The organism is Halioglobus sp. D3-4 (assembly GCF_055809315.1).
In genome coordinates, this window is record NZ_CM147907.1 from 3,993,478 (window position 1) to 4,013,023 (window position 19,546).

Annotated in this window: 21 protein-coding genes; 4 read left to right on the forward strand and 17 right to left on the reverse strand. The window is 57.7% G+C overall.

Annotation, left to right across the window (positions count from 1 at the left end; all coding sequences use genetic code 11):
• Position 1: 1 nt before the first annotated feature.
• On the reverse strand, positions 2-1,663 hold the full coding sequence (locus AC0L6S_RS17560; RefSeq protein WP_473425409.1) for a VRR-NUC domain-containing protein: 1,662 nt from the start codon (positions 1,661-1,663) through the stop codon (positions 2-4).
• A gap of 185 nt (positions 1,664-1,848) precedes the next feature.
• Here AC0L6S_RS17560 and nhaC point away from each other — a divergent pair, with 185 nt between their 5' ends.
• The 3 genes from nhaC (at position 1,849) to AC0L6S_RS17575 (ending at position 4,953) form a co-directional block, all read left to right on the forward strand.
• Positions 1,849-3,315, forward strand: coding sequence for a Na+/H+ antiporter NhaC (gene nhaC, locus AC0L6S_RS17565; RefSeq protein ID WP_473425410.1), 1,467 nt, complete (start codon positions 1,849-1,851; stop codon positions 3,313-3,315).
• Positions 3,315-3,776 (forward strand): acyl-CoA thioesterase, encoded by a 462-nt coding sequence (locus AC0L6S_RS17570; RefSeq protein WP_473425411.1) that lies wholly within the window; start codon positions 3,315-3,317, stop codon positions 3,774-3,776. Before nhaC ends, AC0L6S_RS17570 begins: the two co-directional genes overlap by 1 nt.
• A gap of 79 nt (positions 3,777-3,855) precedes the next feature.
• Positions 3,856-4,953 carry a hemerythrin domain-containing protein gene (locus tag AC0L6S_RS17575; RefSeq protein WP_473425412.1) on the forward strand — a complete coding sequence of 366 codons (1,098 nt, stop codon included), beginning with the start codon at positions 3,856-3,858 and terminating at the stop codon, positions 4,951-4,953.
• A gap of 356 nt (positions 4,954-5,309) precedes the next feature.
• Here the strand turns inward: AC0L6S_RS17575 and AC0L6S_RS17580 are convergent, their stop codons facing one another.
• Together AC0L6S_RS17580 and AC0L6S_RS17585 are read right to left on the reverse strand one after the other, a co-directional pair.
• Entirely contained in the window at positions 5,310-6,653 is a 1,344-nt protein-coding gene (locus tag AC0L6S_RS17580; protein ID WP_473425413.1) for an HNH endonuclease, read from the reverse strand.
• Between the two features lie 524 nt (positions 6,654-7,177).
• The gene (locus AC0L6S_RS17585) at positions 7,178-8,956 is read right to left on the reverse strand and encodes an ABC transporter transmembrane domain-containing protein (RefSeq protein WP_473425414.1); all 1,779 of its coding nucleotides are present in this window, start codon (positions 8,954-8,956) and stop codon (positions 7,178-7,180) included.
• A gap of 183 nt (positions 8,957-9,139) precedes the next feature.
• Here AC0L6S_RS17585 and AC0L6S_RS17590 point away from each other — a divergent pair, with 183 nt between their 5' ends.
• Positions 9,140-9,898 carry an SDR family NAD(P)-dependent oxidoreductase gene (locus AC0L6S_RS17590; RefSeq protein ID WP_473425415.1) on the forward strand — a complete coding sequence of 253 codons (759 nt, stop codon included), beginning with the start codon at positions 9,140-9,142 and terminating at the stop codon, positions 9,896-9,898.
• Between the two features lie 77 nt (positions 9,899-9,975).
• Here AC0L6S_RS17590 and AC0L6S_RS17595 read toward each other — a convergent pair whose 3' ends face one another.
• The 14 genes from AC0L6S_RS17595 to AC0L6S_RS17660 form a co-directional block, all read right to left on the reverse strand.
• Positions 9,976-10,815, reverse strand: coding sequence for a complement resistance protein TraT (locus tag AC0L6S_RS17595; protein WP_473425416.1), 840 nt, complete (start codon positions 10,813-10,815; stop codon positions 9,976-9,978).
• A 20-nt stretch (positions 10,816-10,835) separates the two neighbouring features.
• Positions 10,836-11,162, reverse strand: a complete 327-nt coding sequence (locus AC0L6S_RS17600) for a hypothetical protein (RefSeq protein ID WP_473425417.1) — start codon at positions 11,160-11,162, stop codon at positions 10,836-10,838.
• A gap of 110 nt (positions 11,163-11,272) precedes the next feature.
• On the reverse strand, positions 11,273-12,013 hold the full coding sequence (gene tatC / locus AC0L6S_RS17605) for a twin-arginine translocase subunit TatC (RefSeq protein ID WP_473425418.1): 741 nt from the start codon (positions 12,011-12,013) through the stop codon (positions 11,273-11,275).
• On the reverse strand, positions 12,010-12,342 hold the full coding sequence (tatB, locus tag AC0L6S_RS17610; protein WP_473425419.1) for a Sec-independent protein translocase protein TatB: 333 nt from the start codon (positions 12,340-12,342) through the stop codon (positions 12,010-12,012). Before tatB ends, tatC begins: the two co-directional genes overlap by 4 nt.
• A 7-nt stretch (positions 12,343-12,349) precedes the next feature.
• Entirely contained in the window at positions 12,350-12,589 is a 240-nt protein-coding gene (tatA, locus tag AC0L6S_RS17615; protein ID WP_473425420.1) for a twin-arginine translocase TatA/TatE family subunit, read from the reverse strand.
• Positions 12,590-12,629: 40 nt separating this feature from the next.
• Positions 12,630-12,959 carry a phosphoribosyl-ATP diphosphatase gene (locus AC0L6S_RS17620; protein ID WP_473425421.1) on the reverse strand — a complete coding sequence of 110 codons (330 nt, stop codon included), beginning with the start codon at positions 12,957-12,959 and terminating at the stop codon, positions 12,630-12,632.
• Complete coding sequence (gene hisI, locus AC0L6S_RS17625; protein ID WP_473425422.1) at positions 12,956-13,357, reverse strand: phosphoribosyl-AMP cyclohydrolase; 402 nt, start codon at positions 13,355-13,357, stop codon at positions 12,956-12,958. Before hisI ends, AC0L6S_RS17620 begins: the two co-directional genes overlap by 4 nt.
• A 56-nt stretch (positions 13,358-13,413) precedes the next feature.
• Entirely contained in the window at positions 13,414-15,054 is a 1,641-nt protein-coding gene (gene ubiB / locus AC0L6S_RS17630) for a ubiquinone biosynthesis regulatory protein kinase UbiB (protein ID WP_473425423.1), read from the reverse strand.
• 3 nt (positions 15,055-15,057) lie between these two features.
• Positions 15,058-15,699 carry a ubiquinone biosynthesis accessory factor UbiJ gene (locus AC0L6S_RS17635; protein WP_473425424.1) on the reverse strand — a complete coding sequence of 214 codons (642 nt, stop codon included), beginning with the start codon at positions 15,697-15,699 and terminating at the stop codon, positions 15,058-15,060.
• Position 15,700: 1 nt separating this feature from the next.
• The gene (gene ubiE, locus AC0L6S_RS17640) at positions 15,701-16,450 is read right to left on the reverse strand and encodes a bifunctional demethylmenaquinone methyltransferase/2-methoxy-6-polyprenyl-1,4-benzoquinol methylase UbiE (RefSeq protein WP_473425425.1); all 750 of its coding nucleotides are present in this window, start codon (positions 16,448-16,450) and stop codon (positions 15,701-15,703) included.
• A 111-nt stretch (positions 16,451-16,561) separates the two neighbouring features.
• Positions 16,562-16,957 (reverse strand): gamma-butyrobetaine hydroxylase family protein, encoded by a 396-nt coding sequence (locus AC0L6S_RS17645; RefSeq protein WP_473425426.1) that lies wholly within the window; start codon positions 16,955-16,957, stop codon positions 16,562-16,564.
• Positions 16,954-18,279, reverse strand: a complete 1,326-nt coding sequence (hslU, locus tag AC0L6S_RS17650) for an ATP-dependent protease ATPase subunit HslU (protein WP_473425427.1) — start codon at positions 18,277-18,279, stop codon at positions 16,954-16,956. The genes AC0L6S_RS17645 and hslU overlap by 4 nt, the downstream gene beginning before the upstream one ends.
• An 8-nt stretch (positions 18,280-18,287) precedes the next feature.
• Positions 18,288-18,827, reverse strand: a complete 540-nt coding sequence (hslV, locus tag AC0L6S_RS17655; RefSeq protein WP_473425428.1) for an ATP-dependent protease subunit HslV — start codon at positions 18,825-18,827, stop codon at positions 18,288-18,290.
• A 110-nt stretch (positions 18,828-18,937) separates the two neighbouring features.
• A complete protein-coding gene (locus AC0L6S_RS17660; RefSeq protein ID WP_473425429.1) occupies positions 18,938-19,543 on the reverse strand; it encodes an SPOR domain-containing protein in 606 nt (201 codons plus the stop codon).
• Positions 19,544-19,546 lie beyond the last annotated feature (3 nt).

Here is a 19,546-nt window from a genome sequence, read left to right on the forward strand (position 1 = left end):
ACTACGCATGCCACTGTACCCAGGCTACTTCGGCGGGAATATTGTGCGCCTGAAAGTAGCGCAGCCAGCGTTTCTGGCTGTCCTGCAGCGCATCGCCTGGCCCCTTCACCTCGATCAGGCAGTAATCCCCTGCCCCGGCGCCCAGCGCGATTAGATCGGGAAAGCCGCGGCGATTCTCCGCCGGGTCGAACAATATACGCTCCCAGATCGCCAGCAGATGCTCAGCCGGGATGACGTGGGCGCAATCGGCCACCAGTTCGAGCGGAATGTAGCGCCAGTGTGTCCAGCGGCACTCGTAGTGTTGGTAGCGCTCATAGGCGGCCACCAGCGTTGTCGACAGGTCTTCCTCGCGCAACTGTTGCATGCGTGCCGCCAGTGACTGCTCACGTTTTATCCGAAACGCGCGGTCGTACATATCGGCGGGTGCGCTCTGGAAAGGGTTGTGGAATACACCCGGCACTGGCTCGAATATATTCTCCCAGAACGCCAGCCCAAACAGGGTATTCATCAGCGCGTTCTCGACGTAGTGAACCGACTGCCACTGCTGCAGCAGATGTGCCGCCGTCAGCTCCTCGACCGACCCGCTGCCGCGGGCTATGGTCAGTGTGCTATTGGCAAACGTATCGCGTCGCCTTGACTGGCGGGCACCGGTGAGCTTGCGGTTCACACGCGGCAGTATGCGCTCGGCGGCTTCTTTCTCTGCCTCACACCACGGCTGCTGCAAGATTTCCTCGCATAGATCGCGTGCGCCGGCCCAGTCCCCGGTCGTCTCGAGTATGCGGGCGCGCCGCTCGCGCGCCGGATGGCGTTGGCTTCGGCAGTATAACTGCAGCGCCAGCTCGCACTCATCGATGCGCTCCAGATCTCTGGCCACGTTGTTGCAGAGCCGGTGCCAGCGTTTCTCGCTGGAGCCATATTGTACTTGCATGCTCGCAAGCGCAGCGGCAAGCTCGGGTAGCTGCTCGTACTCACCCGCGTCCACCAGTGTGTAGTGTGCGTCACTGAGATTGGCGCACACCACATATTCATCCAGTGCTTCGCGGCTACAAAACAGGCGGTGGGCTTTATCGAGCGGATAGGGATAGTAGCGCGTGAGGCCGAGATCCTGCAGCACAAAGTCGGTCAGGCTCTGCCACCGGTTGCCGAAAAAGAGCAGCTGTAGATGTTCGGTGAGCTCCGCGCCGCACGGGGAGACGATGCGCTGGTCGTCGAGTGTGGCGAGCGCCGCCAGGGTGTCTTCTGCGTCCAGCTGCAAGGCCTCGATGGCATCCAGCAGTGCCGGTTTGCCTCGCGGTAGTGCCTGTCCTTCGGGACAGAATACCTGCAGCAATTCGCTGCGGGTAAACAGCTTTCCCAGCTCCTGCACCGAGAGCTCGGTGGCCGCTTCCACCATGTCATTGGCCAGCAGTGTATCGAGTATCGGGGGTATCGGGCCGAGCTCATCGTACGCCAGTTTGCTTTCGCGAAACCAGGGACCGGTGCGGGAAATCAGGCGAACATAAAGGCACTGGGCGTTGAAATCGAGGCGGCGGAAGGTCTGCAGGAAAGCGCTCTCGGCCTCACTGAGGATATCGCCATACTGCGCCTCCACGGTGTCGCACAGGCGCAAATAATTGTCCCGGTAATAGAAGGGTACGAGCGCTGCATTGTTCGATTCTGCCATGGCAGGCTGTATGCTACGTGAACAGCCGGGGCTTGTCAGACTCTGTCGGCGCAAATTTGATGCATGCTGCCCGGCTTGTGCCCTGCCCTGTAATTAGGGCATTCTGGTGAACGCGCGCGACATCATTGTCAGGTTTCCCCGGACACATCTGTTAACCGCGGCGGTAAATAGGAGAACAGTAAAGCGTGAGCCCCGCAGCGCCACCGATCACACTCTATCAAGCCCTGATCCCGATCCTGTTTCTGGTGACGCTGCTGGCGTGTTCCGTATATTTGTTTGGTGCAGACTCCTCCTATGGTGCCAACCAGATTGTGTTGGTGCTGACGGCTTGTGTCGCGGCATTGGTGGGCCGGCGCGCCGGTGTCTCCTGGGCGGAAGCGCAGAACGGTATCATCGACGGCATTACGCTCGGTCTGGCACCTATCCTGATTTTGCTGGCCGTGGGCATGTTGATCGGCAGCTGGATACTGAGCGGTACGGTGCCTGCGATGATTTACTACGGTGTTGAGGTGCTGAACCCAAGGATCTTCTACGCTGCCAGCGCCGCCATATGTGCGATAGTCGCGCTGAGCATAGGCAGCTCCTGGACGGTTGCCGGTACATTGGGCATTGGCCTGATGGGCATCGCCGCCAGCTTCGACTTGTCACCCGCCATCACCGCGGGGGCCATTGTCTCCGGCGCGTACTTTGGTGACAAACTGTCGCCGATGTCAGACACCACCAATCTGGCCTCTGCTGCTACGGGGGTGGATCTGTTCGCCCATATCCGGCATATGCTGTGGACGACCCTGCCCAGTTTCGCCGTGGCGCTTATCATCTTTGCCTTCCTCGGCAGCGCCGATGCGCCAGCACCGCGCGAGATAGAAGAACTGCAGTTGGCACTGGCCAATGAATTCAATATCGGCCTGCACCTGCTGTTGCCGCTGGTGATTATGCTGACGCTGGTTTACAAACGCTTGCCCGCCTTCCCCTCCATTGTGATCAGTGCGCTGATCGGTGTGGTGTTTGCACTATTGTTCCAGCCCCAGGCGGTGATGAAACTGGCCGATGCGCAAGCGGGCACCGGCACTGTATTCGCCATGGTCAAAGGTGTCTGGATCAGCCTGTTCGACGGTTACTCCTCGCACAGCGACAATACGTTTCTGAATGAGCTGCTCAGCAAGGGTGGTATGAGCAGTATGCTGAATACGGTATGGCTGATTATCTGCGCACTCGGTCTGGGCGGCGTGCTGGAACGCACCGGGATTCTGGGATACTTGCTGCGCCTCGCCCTTCGCGGCGTAAAGTCCGCCGGCTCGCTGATCGCTGCCACCGTGGTGACCTGCCTGGGAACCAATATCCTCGCAGCCGACCAGTTTATATCCGTTGCACTGCCTGGGCGCATGTATATCGATGAGTACGAGCGCTTCGGGCTGTCGCGACTTAACTTGTCGCGCACGCTGGAAGACGCCGGCACACTGACCTCTGCGCTGATTCCCTGGAATACCTGCGGTGCCTATATGTCGGCAACGCTGGGCGTGGCTACTTTCAGTTACGCGCCCTTCGCCTTTTTCAACCTGCTGTGCCCACTGGTGGCGATACTCTATGGCTTCACCCATTTCGCGCTCAAACCACTGGAGGAGCAGGCCGCTGTAGCGCCTGCACAAGCATGATGAATCAGCCAGATCTGCAATGGGATCATCCCAATCCGCACGTTGTATACACCGAGGTACGCCCCGAAGATATCGACGGATTGAACCACACCAACAACGCGGTATATGTAAACTGGTGCCAGCGCGGCGCCTGGAGCCACTCAGTAGCACTGGGTTTGGACTTGCTGCGCTACCAGGCCCTCGATCGCGCGATGGCCATAACCCACAGCGAGTACCACTACTTACAGGCCTCCCGCGAGGGCGATGAAGTGGCCGTAGGCACCTGGATCGTAGAGTGGGACCGCAAGCTGACCATGAAGCGCCATTTTCAGGTTATCCGCCTGAGCGACGGCGTCACGCTGCTGCGCGCCGCGATGCGCTTCGCCTGCATCGAACTGAGCAGCGGCCGAGCGCGAAGACTGCCACCGGAATTTATCGATGGTTACGGCCCGGCGGTGTTGACGGAATCGCCGCCTTTATGAGCCTGATCAATACCGCACAGCGCAAAGCAGGCTAAAATTACACTGTAGATACTGAACTCAAGAACAAGGGGAGCATTGCATGGCTACCGAGCCAGAAGCAAAAGCCAAAGCGAAACCAAAGGCTAAAGCAAAACCGAAAGCGAAAGCCAAGCCCAAAGCCAAAGCCAAGCCTAAAGCGAAAGCCAAAGCTAAGGCGGCACCTAAAGCTAAGGCGAAGCCAAAGGCCAAAGCCAAGCCAAAGGCACAAGCCACAGCTTCGGCCGATACAGAAAATCGCGCACCGGCGACTAAGCGGGCGATAGAGCAACCCCTCATGCGCGCACTGCGAGCAGAGCACCGTCACATGGGCACCGTGATGCAGCTCTTTGCAGATCAGCTGTCCGCAATCGAAAACGGTGAGCTCGTCGACACCCACGTGGTATACGAGATCATGCACTACATGGTGACCTGGCCCGATCGGTTTCACCATCCACGTGAAGACCTCATCTACGCACGCGTCGCAGAGGTCAATCCTAAATCAGCCGATGATGTCGATACTCTCCAGCGCGACCACGACAACACCGCCAAGCTCGGCCGCGAAGTACTGCGTGAAATCGAACGCTGGCGCCTTGGCGAGGCAACCGGCACTGCAGTAGTCAACAGCGGCCGCGCCTACATCGATCACATCTATGAGCATATGAATGTTGAAGAGAAAGTGGTCTTCCCGCACATCGAAGAGACACTGACACCACAGGACTGGCTCGACCTGACAGAGGATGATCAACTCACCGCTGTCGGCAACCCCGTGTTCGGCCCACAGGTACAACGAGAATTCCGCAACATGACACGCAAGCTGCGCCGCAGCTTACGCCGCTCAGTAGAGCGCGGCACAATGATCGAGTTGATGGGCGTAGAAGCCTTCATGGAGTCAATAGAGGTCGTATCCATCGCAGTAGAATCCGCACGTGACACCACCGGCGATTCACTGCGCACAGCAGTAAAGGATTCCATCAAATACTTCCGCGAAGCCCCCCTGTCAGCCCCACTGCGCTGCTTCGCCAACAACACCCGCATCACTTTACGATTGCTGAACGAAGTGGCGGGAATCTCGCGTGAAACGTTGGATGATCTTTCGCGTGTTAATCAGGAGCGGAAGGATCGAATTCGGTTGATGGATAGGAATACTGCGCGGCGGTAATCGCGTTGTACTTCTCGTTTGTGAATGTTGTTGAACAACTCATTAGGGGACAATGAGTTGTCTACTTTTCATAGGTAGGTTGGACAGTTAACAGACAAAACAATAGACCGCTCCAAAGAACACCCCGGCGCAGTTTGGAGATCGACAAAATGTAGGAAACCCTCTCAAATCAACCTCCTGTCAATTTTAGTGGCGCGTGTAACACCACATACGGAGTCCAAAACCATATTACGAGGCCGGTGTTCCTTTTTAGCCAGTAACGGACTACAGCTCTAAACAATTCCCGCTAAATAATATTAGTAGAAGCCCATAGTGAATACTATCGCTTCGCTACTCCCTGAACCCCACATCGAACCTCACTCCCGCCGAATCAGCCCATCCACCGCCATCCCATCATCCATCTTCTCTCTGCACCAAAGCGGCACCAAGGTCCTCTCGTCAATATCTAACTGCTCACGTTCATTGTCTGTAGTCAGCGTAAAAACGTTTCCGCTGAAACGTCTGTCGGGGCCACTCGGAATCAGCTTGCCATCCGGTGCGGTGAACACAGGTTTATTGGATTCAAATGTCAGGCGGTAGCCGCCTTCGTGTACCAGGCGGTGGTGATGGCGGCACAGTAGCAATAGGTTGTCGAGACGGGTTTCTCCGCCGTCGGCCCAGTGCTGAATGTGGTACCCGATAAAGCGGGGCAGGCTCTGTGCTTCTACGTGGTGTCGGGCGGTACAGCCGGGGAAGCGACAGCCGCCGTCACGGCGCTCCAGTGCGCGGCGGATAGCCGGGGGGATACTGCGGGTTCGGCGGCCGATATCCAAAGCGGTGCCGTCTGAGTTTTCCAGCCAGCGCACGACGCCGCAATCGCAGGCCAGCCGGCGAGACGTTTCTGCGGAAACGTGTCCGCCGGATGCCAATTCGGATTCTGCACCGTCGCCGTCGGCCTGCAGTGTGGCTATGTCTGTATGAACATGCATCGTGCAGCGATCGCCGCCTTTGACTGCGAGTGTGTCATCACTGCTGCCGTAAGCGATGTAACTTTCGGCAATGCGCTCCAGTGCATCGGCTCGTTTCGCGGCTACAGGCGTTTCCGCGGAAACGTTTTGTGTGGAGTTACGCTGTTCTTCATGCAGGTTCGCCATTGCCGCATCAAGAGCCTGTGCGATACGGGCACCCTGTTCGGGGCTCAATCGTCCCTTGATGACATAGCTGCCATCGTCGTCGATGTACCAGTTGACTTCGCGCAGTGCGTGAAACTGGTTATCGCGCTGCAGCGCTTCGCTGCGTTTCACCTTGCGGTAGTTGCGTACCAGGCGCTCGACATGGGATGCGGTGCCGTGGTCTGCGATCATCAGCAGGTAATCTTCGTTCTGTGCAGTAGCGACGCGGGTCATTGCGCGTACCTTGGAATAGCTGATGCGGCCGTGGCACAGCGCAGCGCTGATCTGCGGCAGGTTTTCTAATGTGTGGGCAACGCGGACCTTCTCCCGGGCCGCGCCCAGGTTGATGCCGCATTTCCAGTTGAGCCAATGGGCGCAGGATTTGAGGCCCCCGCCGCCCCAGCCCTGACGCTGGTCGTACTCGCGGATCAGTGTGAGGAACCGGTAGGTGGCGGCATTGATATGCGCGGCGAGTTCGGTGATTTCGTCTTCCAGAGCGGCGAGGTCAGGGGTGGGAGGGGGTGCAACTGCGATGGGATATTGGTTCATCGTGGAAGCCTCCAAGCTGTTGTAAATACACTGTATAAACATACAGACATAATAGATTTATATCAATATAAACAGTATGTTATGTGAAGGTTTGGTTACATTTGATGAACCCTGAATCCCGTGCGCATGAACGGATGAACTCATGAATGCAAGTGACGAACATACTTACAGATCACAGGTGCGCGTACATATCTATGCACATGAAAGTAAGTAGGTTAGCGCAGATGTTAAGCGACTAGATGCTAGATGCTAGATGCACACAGACACAGAAATGCCCGGATGCCCGGATGCACAGAAAGCCAAGAAGTCAGGAAGTCAGGAAGTCAGGAAGTCAGGAAGTCAGGAAGTCAGAAATTGGGGAAGTCGGGAGGTGAGGTGACCAAGCAAATAGGCAAACAAAAAAACAGGCGGCACCTAAAGAACGGCCCCAATCCAAGCCTTCTCTTCGCAGCCTGAAAATAGCCAACCCATCACGCTGTCCGGCTTCCGTATTGGCATACAGCCCCCGGTAAGCGTCCGTTCAGTTATACCGCCGCAACACTGGCCTCGGGCTCCCGAAACTGCAGGCTGGCCAGCCTTGCATAGAGCGGACAGTCGCGCAGTAGTTGTGTGTGAGTGCCGATGGCGACCAGCTGTCCTGAGTCCATTACTGCGATTTTGTCTGCGTGCAGGATGGTGGAGAGGCGGTGCGCGATAATCACGGTGGTGCGGTTGCGCATCAGTTCTTGTAATGCCAGCTGCACCTGGTGTTCGCTCTCTGTATCCAGTGCGCTGGTCGCTTCATCAAGCAGGAGTATTTTCGGGTCGTTCAGGATCGCTCTGGCCAGTGCGATGCGCTGGCGTTGTCCGCCGGACAGGCGCACACCCATTTCTCCCAGGTGGCTGGCATACCCTTCGGGCAGTGCCGCGATGAAGTCGTGTGCGTGGGCGGCGCGGGCGGCGGCGATCACCTCTTCTTCGGTGGCATCGAGTTTGCCGTAGGCGATGTTATAGCGCACGTCACCGGTGAACAGCGCCGGCTGCTGCGGTACCAGTGCGATATGTTCGCGCATCTGTTGCAGGTCCATATCGCGAATATCGGTGTCGTCCAGCAGCAGTTTGCCCTGCTGTGGATCGTAGAAGCGCAGCAACAATTCGAACACGGTGGATTTTCCCGCGCCCGATGGCCCTACCAGTGCGAGGCTTTTGCCGGCTTCAATGTGCAGCGAGAAGTCTTTCAGCGCAGGCTGTTCGGGGCGCGTTGGATAATAGAACGATACATTCTCCATATGCAGCTCTGGCCGCGGGCTGGACGGTTTTGCGGCGGCATTTTCAGGGTTGGTAATGAGGCTGTGGGTGTTGATCAACTCCACCAGACGCTCGGCGGCGCCGGCGGCGCGCTGCAGATCACCCCACACTTCCGAAATAGTGGCGACACCGCTGCCCACCATAATGGCGTAAAACACGAAGGCGCCGAGTTCACCGCCGGTCATACGCCCACTGATGACGTCCTGGCCGCCCTCCCATAGCATTCCGGACATGCCGACGAACAGCAGCATGATCGCGCCGCAGATCAGCATCGAGCGCTGCCAGATACGGCGGCGGGCGATCTCGAAAGCGCGCTCCACTTCGCGGTCGAATGCGTCGGCTTCAAACTGCTCGCGCGTATAACTCTGTACCACACGAATGTTTTGGATCACCTCTCCGGCATAGCTACCCACGTTGGCGATACTGTCCTGACTCTGGTTGGAGAGTTTGCGCACGCGGCGCCCGAAGATGAGTATTGGCAGCAGTACCAGCGGTACGCCGAACGCGATGATTAAACTCAGCTTCAGGTTGGTGATAAACATCAGTACCAGCGCGCCGACAGTTGTCAGGCTGCTGCGCAGCGCCATGCTGAAAGAGGAGCCGATAATGGTCTGCAGCAGGGTGGTGTCGGTGGTGAGGCGCGACATGATCTCGCCGCTGCGGTTGAGCTCGAAGAACCCCGGATGCAGCCGCACGATATTGTCGAAGACTTGTTTGCGGATGTCAGCGCTGACTCTCTCACCCAGCCACGACACCAGATAGAAACGGATAAACGTACCAAATGCCATTGCGGCGGCGATCATCACCAGCAGGGCGATGGCACTTTTTAAATCTGCACTGGAGCCGCCGCCAAAACCCTGATCGATCAACACCTGCAGGCCCCGTCCCATGGAGAGCGTGGCGGCGGCGGTGAACAGCAAAGCGACGCTGGCACCCACAAGGCGAATTTTGTAATTCTTCAGCAGGCGCAGTACCGGTAGCAACGCGGGCAGACCCTTCTTTGCGCGGGAGGACATCAGGCGTGCCAAGCCCGGTGTGCGTAATCGAGGTTGCCAGAGCAGGAAGTGTGCTGTGGCTCAACAGGTTTGACTGCGGTGCAATTCATCTTGGGGTTCCGTGGCGGGATAGCTGCATCGTGCTAGTGTAATGGCTGGTGAGTGTGAATGATATTCAGCAGAATATTTTGTCGGAGATGAACCATGCAAGAGAAGTTCAGAGATAAGGTCGTTATTGTTACCGGGGGTAGTCGCGGTCTTGGGCGCGCCATGTCACTGGGCTTCGCTCGCGAGGGTGCGAAGGTGGTGGTGGCGAGTCGCAAGTTGGCGAGCTGCCAGGCTGTAGTGGCACAGATCGAAGCGGAAGGTGGTGCTGCCTTGGCGCATGCAGCGCATATGGGAGACGTTGCGCAACTGGACGCACTGATCGAAGAAAGCTACAGACACTTTGGCCGCGTGGATATACTGGTCAATAATGCTGGTACCAATGTCGCAGTGGGCCCTTTGTCTGATATCGGGACCGGCGCCTTCGATAAGATGGTCGACGTCAACCTGAAAGGCCCCTGGTACTTGGCATCGCGCCTGGCGCCGCGGATGGGTGAGCAGGGTGGAGGCTGCGTGATCAATGTGATTTCCGTTGCAGCGCTGTCCACGCCTGCCTACTCTGGTGTGTATGCCGCCACCAAGGCTGCACTGAAAGCATTAACTGAAGTAATGGCACAAGAGTGGGCAGAATGGAATATTCGTGTCAACGCACTCGCTCCTGGTAGCTACCATTCGGACCTTACCGATGGAGCGATTGCCGCCCTGCCCCACTATGGCGAAGGAATGGTGGCAGCTGCACTGATTCCCCGTATTGCAGACACCGAGGAGATACTTAACCCCATTTTTTATCTGGCATCCGAGTCGTTTACTACCGGAATCACGCTGGTGGCTGACGGTGGCCTAATGGCCAAGCGTTAGTTCAGGCTCGTTCTCGTACAATGCGGCTAGATCCGATTGTGGGCGAGACGAGCCCTTGCATGGATTTACGCTGTGTTCTAGAAAAAGCCGGCCATTGCATAAGCCGTTTTCTTGAACATCAGCTCTTCCGCAGCAGGAAGCTCAAGATTGGCCTGATTCGCCGTAGTCACAATTCGCGTCTGGTATTCTTTTCGGTTGGTAACCTCAGAGACCCTTTGATTGCTTGAGCCTGCATCAGAGACTTTGGCACTCATTTGGGTGTCTTTGCGAACATAAACGCCTTTCGCTGTTTTTTCAGTAATTTTGACATCACAGACCAACATAAAGGTGACATCTTTTACCAGCGAACCGGAGATAAGCTCTGCAGCACCACCGACCAGTCCGCCAACTGCGGCACCTGAATAGCTTTGTCCAATGACTGCGCCCGCTGCAGCACCGGCACCCACTGCACCAACATAGCCGGTCTTAAGCGCGGCCTCTGCTGCAGTAGGAGAGGCCTCTTCGAGATTGAGTACATACACCAGCATTTGAAACTGCGCTGCTGCAGGGTCATCGACCACAACATAGCCCGAGCCATTATCGGCAAAGCTCTGCACAACAAAATCCCTGAACTGCTTGCGGTCGAATTCCATCACGCCACTTTTAACGTCCAGATAAACAGTTCGCTTGTCCTTGGCGACCGGGTCTACAAAAATTGCCGTGCTGGTCCTGGTATTGACCTTGAGATCTTTCTTGCCCAGTGCAACCTGCGTGGCTGCGCAGCCCCCCAACAAACTAAGGGCCAGGGTTAAGGCAATTGTTACCATAGTACGTTTTTGTGCTTGTATCATTTTTTGCTCCCTAAATGAGTCGTTTTCATTGTTACTACGAGATTCAGCTTCCTTGCACGTCGCAAGCAGTGTTAAACAGCGCACCACGCGTCAAAGCCAGATGTCCGTTACCAGTACCTTCCATAATAACGGTGGTGGTATAAACAATTTCGGTAGGTGTTGTAATTGTAGCGGTAGCGCCGGATATAATCGCAGGTATATCCCTGTTGCCAATAATCAGGTGCGGTTGATACAGGCTTTATGTCATTCTTCATCGCATCTTCAATGTATGCATCAATCTTTGCTGGATCACCTGCGTCAAATGGCTGCGACATAACCTCGGCATTGAGTTGCGCCTGCATTTTGGCCATTTCTTCCGCTTCATCAGCCATTACTGGAAAGGCTGCCGTTAAAGCAGCCAAAATAAGTAGCAATTTTGAACATCCATTATTCATAGTGATAATCTCCATGCGGGAAGCTTTTTTGTGATGCTAGTGGTTACGGTGATAACTGTCAATTTTACACGGTAGATTCCCGGTGTTCGGGGCAGATGCGTTGCAAACAGTTACTGTTTTCTGCGGCGCTGTAGCAGGCGGCCAAAGTAAACTCCGATTTCAAACAGCAGCCACATCGGTATGGCCAGCAGAGATTGGGAAATCACATCCGGTGGTGTCAGCAGCATGCCGAACACGAAGCAGCCGAGAATAATGTAAGGCCGTTTGCGGGCCAGTGCCTCCGGCGTGGTAATGCCGGACCAGATCAGCAGCAACGCCGCAATTGGAATTTCAAACGCCAGTCCGAACGCAAAGAACAGCTTCAGCACAAAATCGAGGTAGCTATTGATGTCCGTCATGATGGTGATGTCATCCGGTGCCACACTGGTAAAAAAACCAAAGATCAGCGGGAACACCACGAAGTATGCGAACGCGGCACCGGCATAGAATAGCATCACGCTGGAGGCCAGCAGAGGCACGGCCAGACGCTTTTCATGACGGTACATGCCGGGCGCGATAAAACTCCAGGCCTGATAGAGCACATAGGGCATCGCCAGAAAGACAGCGGCCCAGAGCGTCAGCTTGAACGGCGTAAAAAACGGTGATGCGACCTCGGTGGCAATCATGCTGGCGCCAGCCGGCAACAGCGCGCGCAGCGGCTCAGAGACAAAGGCGTAAATCTCGTTGGAAAAAGGGAACAGGCAGATAAAAACTATCAACACTGCTAACAGCGCGCGCAGCAGTTTGTCGCGCAGCTCTGTCAGGTGGACAATCAGCGGTTGTGGCTGATCCGTGGAGTCTGGTTCGTTCATTCAGCCGGTTTTTCCGCGGGGTTCTGTGGGGGAGATGAGTCAGTAGTGTCTTTTAACGGTGTGTTTAAAGTGGCCTTCGATTCCCGCAGCTCCTGCCCGATACTGTTGGCTTCACTTTTCAACTGATCGCCGGTCTGGCGCAGATCGCGCAACACGGCATCATTGTGCAGTTCCTGCTGCACTTCCTGCTTGATCTCGTTGAAGCCGCGCCTGATGCGATTCAACCAGCCACTGGCGGTGCGAATCGCTTCCGGCAGACGCTCAGGGCCGATCACCAACAGCGCTACCACGCCGATCAGGATCAGTTCGGCAAAACCTATATCGAACATTCGGGGCTTACTTTTCTTTTGCTGTGCTAGCTGCCGTATTGTCCGCCGCTTTGTTCGCGGTCACGTCCTGCTCGGTAGCATCGTCCGGCTGTGCGGCCTCGCCATCGTCAGTCATGCTTTTGCGAAAGCCTTTTACCGCGCTGCCCAGATCACTGCCCAGCGTGCGAAGCCGCTTGGTGCCAAACAGCATGACCACGATCGCCAGTATGATTAACAACTGCCATACACTGATTCCGCCGATTCCCATTTTACTCTCCCATTTTGCGTGTGCCGTTTACAACGGCTCATCAATTGCTGCGCGCAGCCTTTTCGTCCAGCCCCGATATACCGGAGCGATCACTCAGGCACTGCATAACATCTTCCACATCCATTTCCAGGTGCGACAGCATCACCATAGTGTGAAACCATAAATCGGCCACTTCGCCGATCACGGCGCTGCGGTCTTTCCCGGCTGCGGCATCCTTGGCTGCGAGGATGACCTCGGTGGCCTCTTCGCCGACTTTCTCCAGAATCTTGTTCAGGCCCTTGTGGTGCAGGCTGGCCACGTAGGATTCTTCCGGGGCGGCCTGTCTGCGCTGGGCCAGTGTCGCAGCCAGTTGTTGCAGTACATCGCTCATGATTTCTTTCCGTACATGTCAGCGGGTTCTTTAAGTGGCTCGTCCGTGACGCGCCAGCTGCCGTCTTCCAGCATGCGGTAAAAACAGGCTCGTCTACCCGTATGACAAGCGATACCGCCGACTTGTTCCACTTTCATCAGCACTGTGTCCGCATCGCAGTCGATACGCAACTCCTTCAGTGCCTGAACGTGACCTGATTCCTCGCCTTTGCGCCACAGCGCCTGCCGTGAGCGCGACCAATAGATGGCGCGACCCTCCTCGATGGTCAAGCGCAGGGCATCGCGGTTCATCCAGGCCAGCATCAGAACTTCGCGACTCTGCCAGTCCTGCGCGATAGCGGGGATGAGCCCCTGCTCGTTCCACTTGATGTCGTTTAACAGTGTATCGGGTTCAGCCATGACTATCTTCCAGACGGAGGCACATTATGGCACAGGCGGCCGCCTCGCACATATGCTCAGCTGTTTCTGGGCCATAGCAGGTAGATGCCAGCTGCACCCAGCAACCAGCTTATTGCGGGCGCGTCTGCCAACTGCTGCCAGATGGCGGGCGAGGCGCAGGCCGCGGCTGCGATAAAGGCGATGCCGCCCACTGCGAGGCGGCGCCTGCGCGCCAGCGAGCGCTGGTGACTTGCCTGTTGGTCTTGCGTATTCGGTTGCGGCGCCGGGCGACGGTCCGTCTCCCGCATATGTTGCAGGTTGTCCAGCACCGCATCGGGCAGCTGTGGCAGTTGCTCCAACCACGAGGGCGCCTGGCGCTGCAGGCGCTTGAAAATGGACTGTGGCGAATAGCGCTGCTGTACCCATTCCTCCAGAAACGGCTGTGCTGTTTCCCACAGGTTCAGGTCCGGGTATAGCTGACGGCCGAGCCCCTCAATGTTGAGCAGCGTTTTCTGCAGCAATACCAGCGAGGGTTGTACTTCCATGTCGAAGCGGCTGGCGGTCTGGAACAGGTACACCAGCAACTGGCCGAAGGATATCTCGCTGATGGGGCGCTCGAATATGGGTTCGCAGACGGCGCGCATGGCCGATTCAAACTCTTGCACCCGGGTATCGGGGGGCACCCATCCGCACTCGACATGCAGTTGTGCCACCTCGCGGTAGTCGCGGCGGAAAATACCCAGCAGGTTGCGGCCGAGGTAGTACTGGTCGGCATCTGACAGGCTGCCGACAATGGCGCAGTCCACTCCGATGTAGGTAGGGTCTGCCGGGTCGGTGGCATCGACAAAAATATTGCCGGGGTGCATATCAGCGTGGAAAAAACTGTGGTTGAACACCTGTGTGAAAAAGATCTCCACGCCGCGCTCACCCAGCAGTTTCAAATCGGTGCCTTTGGCGCGCAGGGTGTCCATGTCGGTGACGGGAATACCCGAAATACGCTCCATCGTCAGCACATTGCGACAGCTGTAGTCCCAGTAGACCTCGGGCACGTAGAGCAGTTTGTTGTTCTCGAAGTTGCGGCGTAACTGCGAGGTGTTAGCGGCCTCGCGGCCCATATCGAGCTCGTCGAGTATCACCAGTTCATAGTCGGCAACCACCTCCATCGGTCGCAGTCGACGGCCGTAGGGATGGTATTTTGCGGCCAGCTTGGCCAGCGTGTACATCAGGGCGATGTCCTCGCGGATCACCGCCTCGATATCCGGGCGCACTACCTTGACCACCGCCTGCTCACCGCTGTGCAGGGTAGCGCAGTGCACCTGTGCCACTGAGGCTGAGGCCATCGGGGTGCTCTCGAAACTGGCGAACAGTTCGCACACCGGTTTGCCCAGCGCGGCTTCTACTATGGCAACGGACTGCGCGTCGGGGAATGGCGCTACGTTGTCCTGCAGGCGGGCCAGTTCATCGGCTATGTCGTCCGGCAGCAGATCGCGCCGCGTGGATAGCATCTGCCCGAACTTGATAAACACCGGCCCCAGCTCTTCCAGCGCGCGGCGCAGGCGCTCGCCCCTGTCCATATCTGGAATCTGGTGCAGGCGCCACGGCGCCAGCCGCATTGCGAAGCGCGGCAGCGCCGGTAATCGTTGCTGGTCGATAAACTCATCCAGCCGGTAACGGCCGATGGTTCGCAGTATCTTGCCGAGGCGCAGCGCGCGGGACATCGCTCAGTCCCTCAGCTTCTGCAGGCGCTGGCGCAGGCGCTGGGTGCGTGATTCAAGTCGGTCCACGCGCATGCTGAGATCCTGTACATCGCGGTAGAAATCCTCCACCTCGAGGCGTGGCGGACTCAGGCGTGCCTCCTCGTGGATGAACTCATCGAGTTGTCGGGTCAGGCTGCTGGAGGCCTGCTTACCCCAGGCGAAGGTGCTGCGCAGGACCTCGGCCAGCTGGTGGCCGACAACGTCTCCCAGCGAGTTCACCAGAGGCGCTTCCCAGTCCATATCCAGCCCTGCCAATATGCGCTGCAGCTCTATCAGCGGGGCGCTGTCACCCTCCAGTTCCAGCCCGCCGTTGATCAGGGTGGCGGTCGGGTCTTTGGCGGTGGCCAGTTCAGTGAAATCTGCGGCCTTGCCGCGAATACTTGTGGTAACAGGCCCGTGATGGAAGCCTGTGAGGCGCATGCCCTGTGCCCCCGGATGCAGATAAAAACTCAGTTCCGGCGCGGTGCAGTGCAGCGCAAAGACACAGTCTTCAAGCTGTGCCAGCTCCGCCTTGCTGTGCGGCGACAGTGCCAGCGCGCGGTTGATCGCCGTCTCCAGCGCGGCCAGTGCCGCGGTGTGCAGCGTGGGATCTATGGAGCCGCTCATGTCAGGCTTTGACGCCCCGGTGCAGGGCCACGATGCCGCCGGTCATATTGTGGTACTCCACCTCGCAGAAACCGGCATCTTCCATCATCTCTTTCAATGTAGCCTGGTCGGGGTGCTTGCGGATGGATTCGGCCAGGTACTGGTAGCTGTCGCTGTCATTGGCGACAAGGCGACCCATCAGCGGCAGTACGCGAAAGGAATAGGTATCGTAGGCCTTGCTGAGTAGTTCATTCTGCGGTTTGGAAAATTCCAGTACCAGCAGGCGCCCACCCGGTTTGAGCACGCGTAGAATGGAGCGCAGCGCCAGATTGATGTCGGTTACATTGCGCAGGCCAAAGGCGATGGTGACGCAGTCGAAACTGTCGTCCGGAAAGGGTAGGTACTGGGCATCGGCCTGTACGAACTCAATGTTGGCGAGGCGACCTTGATCCAGCAGCTTGTCGCGGCCCACCTGCAACATGGAGTCGTTGATATCGGCCAGCACCACGCGGCCCTGTGGGCCCACCAGTTCGGCGAAGCGGGCGGCGAGATCGCCAGTGCCGCCGGCAATATCCAGCACCGCATTATTCTTGCGCACACCGCTTAGCTCGATCGTGAAACGCTTCCAGATGCGGTGAATGCCGCCGGACATCAGGTCGTTCATCAGGTCGTAGCGCGCAGCGACTGAATGGAATACGTTGCCAACAAGACCGGCCTTGGCGTCTTTGTCGACTTCCTTGAAGCCGAAATGCGTGGTTTCTTTATCGCTCATGGTGTCGCTGCTCGGGTGCCCGGGAATGGCGCAGTATACCGCGATGAGAGATTGGGGTCAGAGTAAAAACTCATGAGATTCGAGTCACATGAGAATAGTGGCAGTCGTGCCCTAGAGTTTCAGTACCTGAACATCCGGGTCGCGATTGGCGCCAGCCTCGGCCATACGGTCGAGGTAGCCCTGCCATTTAGTATCGTGTTCCCGACATAGTTCATACAGATAGCGCCAGGAGTACAGCCCGGTGTCGTGGCCATCGTCGAACACCAGCTGCAGCGCATAGTTCCCGACCGGCTTGATCGCCGTGATTGCGACGTTCTTTTTCCCCGTTTGCAGGACTTCCTGGCCCGGCCCGTGGCCGAGTACCTCCGCCGAGGGGGAATGGACGCGCAGGTACTCACAGCTGAGGGAGTAGCTCTCGCCACCGGCGTACTCCAGTTCCAGCAGCCGCGAGCGGCTGTGTAGTTGGATTGACGCCGGTCTGGGCGCCTCTGGCACGGATTCCGTCAAAGGATGAAGCGGGACAGGTCATCGTCCTCGCTGAGTTCCTGCAACTGTTTGTCGACGAAGGCGGCGTCTACCAACAGCGCCGCATCCTGCAGGCCGGCGTCGGCCGCACCAAAGGATGTTTCCTCCAGCAGTCGCTCCATTACCGTGTGCAGCCTGCGCGCACCGATATTCTCCGTGCGCTCGTTCACCTGCCACGCGGTCTCGGCGATGCGCCGCAAGCCATCCTCGCTGAACTTCAGGTCGAGGCCTTCCGTCTCCAGCAGGGCTTGATACTGCTCTGTGAGCGAGGCGCTGGGCTCGGTCAGGATGCGCTCGAAATCATCGGGTGACAGTGCGGAAAGCTCGACGCGAATTGGCAGGCGCCCCTGCAGTTCGGGGATGAGGTCCGAGGGCTTGGCCAGATGGAAAGCACCCGATGCGATGAACAGGATGTGGTCTGTCTTGATCATGCCGTGTTTGGTACTGACGGTGGAGCCCTCGATAAGCGGCAGCAGGTCGCGCTGTACACCCTCGCGGGATACGTCGGCACCGGCGCCTTCGGAGCGCTTGGCGACCTTGTCCAATTCATCGATAAAGACGATGCCATTCTGCTCCGCTTCGGCGACGGCTTTCTGCTTGAGCTCGTCCTCGTTGACCAGTTTGGCCGCCTCTTCATCGCACAGCGCTTCAAACGCGGCCTTTATCGGCATCTTGCTCTTTTTGCTCTGCTGGCGAGACATATTGGAGAACATGCTCTGCAACTGGTTGGTCATTTCTTCCATGCCGGGTGGTGCCATGATCTCCATGCCGGGAAGGTTGGAAGTGACCTCTACCTCAATCTCCTTGTCATCGAGCTCTCCCTCGCGCAGTTTCTTGCGCAGCAGTTGCCGCGTGCCGGAGGCTGATTCATCAGTGTCGCTGTCGCGGGCTGCTGGCAGCAGGATATCCAGTATGCGCTCCTCGGCGGCCTCCTCGGCGCGAAAGCGCACGCGGGTCATTTCCTGCTCGCGATACATCTTGATCGATACATCGACGAGGTCACGCACGATGGACTCAACATCGCGACCGACATAGCCGACTTCGGTGAATTTGGTGGCCTCCACCTTGACAAAGGGCGCATTGGCCAGTTTGGCCAGACGGCGCGCTATCTCAGTTTTACCGACGCCGGTCGGGCCTATCATCAGAATGTTTTTGGGGGTGATCTCGGCGCGCAGCTCCTCGGGTAATTGCATGCGCCGCCAGCGATTGCGCAGCGCGATCGCAACCGCACGCTTGGCCGCGTCCTGGCCGATGATGAATTTGTCCAGCTCGTGGACGATTTCCCTTGGGGTCATATTGGACATGCGGTGGCCTAAAAATCCAGTTGTTCGATGGTGCGGTTATGGTTGGTGTAGATACAGATGTCTGCGGCTATGCCCAGGCCTTTCTCTACGATGTCTCGCGCTTCCAGTTCCGTGTTGTCCAGAAGGGCGCGGGCCGCGGATTGGGCAAAGGGACCGCCGGAGCCTATCGCGATCAGGTTGTCCTCGGGCTCGATCACATCGCCGTTGCCGGTGATAATCAGTGAGGTCTCTTTGTCCGCCACGGCCAACAGGGCCTCCAGGCGGCGCAGGGCACGCTCGGTGCGCCAGGCCTTTGCCAGTTCCACAGCGGCACGGACCAGATGGCCCTGGTGTTTCTCAAGTTGTGCCTCAAACAGTTCAAACAAGGTAAATGCATCGGCGGTGCCGCCGGCGAACCCCGCCAACACCTGATCTCGATACAGGCGCCGCACTTTGCGGGCGTTGCCTTTCATCACGGTGTTGCCCATGGAGACCTGGCCGTCGCCGCCGATCACTACGCTGTTGCCGCGGCGAACGGAAAGTATGGTTGTACCTCGATATTGTTCCACTTCTTAATATCTCCTGGGGACGATCGGATGGGCTGACAGCGGGCGATCAGACAAATATGGGGGGGTGTGCTGGAAATTCAAGGTCTGGTGTTGAAATCAAAGCGGGGATATCACCCGGCGCTGCGTTTGAGGAGTACCGAATCAATGTTCTGGTTGGCGAGCAGGCTGCGGACTCTGCTGATTTCGTCGCGGGACCCAAAGGGCCCCAGCGATACGCGGAACCAGCGTCCGCTGTCCACGGTACTCTCGGTGATCTGTGGTTCGAGTCCGAGCAGCAGCAATTCAGCGCGCCGCCGCTCTGCGTCCTCGCGCTGGCGGAACGATCCTGCCTGCAGGTAGTACGGCTGTGCAGCCACCGTCTCACTGGGCGGTTTGCGGACATCGGCAGCCGGCTCTACGGCCTCTACCTCTTCTTCGATCTCTATGGTTTGTTCTGGCAGCAACGTGTAAAAATCAAAGCGCGGTTTGGGGACTTCCTCCACTTGCGGTTGCGCTGCTTCTGCCTGCTGCCCCGGTTCAGTCGGCTCTGGCAAGCTGCCCAGATAGACCAGAAAGCTCAGGAATACCCCGGTGATCACACCCGTCATATACAGGCGGAAACCCTTGCCGCGCGGCTCTGGTTCTCCCGTCTGCCGGTGTGCCTGCGCTCGCCGGGCGGCGGGCTTTTTCTTTCCCGCATTGGTATTCTGTCTGCGCTTGGCGTAATCCTGCGGCACGGT

Bases quoted from the DNA above. Each gene is read 5' to 3' on its own strand.
- AC0L6S_RS17560 (WP_473425409.1), bottom strand. From the start codon at position 1,663: ATGGCAGAATCGAACAATGCAGCGCTCGTACCCTTCTATTACCGGGAC.
- AC0L6S_RS17570 (WP_473425411.1), top strand. From the start codon at position 3,315: ATGAATCAGCCAGATCTGCAATGGGATCATCCCAATCCGCACGTTGTA.
- AC0L6S_RS17575 (WP_473425412.1), top strand. From the start codon at position 3,856: ATGGCTACCGAGCCAGAAGCAAAAGCCAAAGCGAAACCAAAGGCTAAA.
- AC0L6S_RS17580 (WP_473425413.1), bottom strand. From the start codon at position 6,653: ATGAACCAATATCCCATCGCAGTTGCACCCCCTCCCACCCCTGACCTC.
- AC0L6S_RS17585 (WP_473425414.1), bottom strand. From the start codon at position 8,956: ATGTCCTCCCGCGCAAAGAAGGGTCTGCCCGCGTTGCTACCGGTACTG.
- AC0L6S_RS17590 (WP_473425415.1), top strand. From the start codon at position 9,140: ATGCAAGAGAAGTTCAGAGATAAGGTCGTTATTGTTACCGGGGGTAGT.
- AC0L6S_RS17600 (WP_473425417.1), bottom strand. From the start codon at position 11,162: ATGAATAATGGATGTTCAAAATTGCTACTTATTTTGGCTGCTTTAACG.
- tatC (WP_473425418.1), bottom strand. From the start codon at position 12,013: ATGAACGAACCAGACTCCACGGATCAGCCACAACCGCTGATTGTCCAC.
- tatB (WP_473425419.1), bottom strand. From the start codon at position 12,342: ATGTTCGATATAGGTTTTGCCGAACTGATCCTGATCGGCGTGGTAGCG.
- tatA (WP_473425420.1), bottom strand. From the start codon at position 12,589: ATGGGAATCGGCGGAATCAGTGTATGGCAGTTGTTAATCATACTGGCG.
- AC0L6S_RS17620 (WP_473425421.1), bottom strand. From the start codon at position 12,959: ATGAGCGATGTACTGCAACAACTGGCTGCGACACTGGCCCAGCGCAGA.
- hisI (WP_473425422.1), bottom strand. From the start codon at position 13,357: ATGGCTGAACCCGATACACTGTTAAACGACATCAAGTGGAACGAGCAG.
- ubiB (WP_473425423.1), bottom strand. From the start codon at position 15,054: ATGTCCCGCGCGCTGCGCCTCGGCAAGATACTGCGAACCATCGGCCGT.
- AC0L6S_RS17635 (WP_473425424.1), bottom strand. From the start codon at position 15,699: ATGAGCGGCTCCATAGATCCCACGCTGCACACCGCGGCACTGGCCGCG.
- ubiE (WP_473425425.1), bottom strand. From the start codon at position 16,450: ATGAGCGATAAAGAAACCACGCATTTCGGCTTCAAGGAAGTCGACAAA.
- hslU (WP_473425427.1), bottom strand. From the start codon at position 18,279: ATGTCCAATATGACCCCAAGGGAAATCGTCCACGAGCTGGACAAATTC.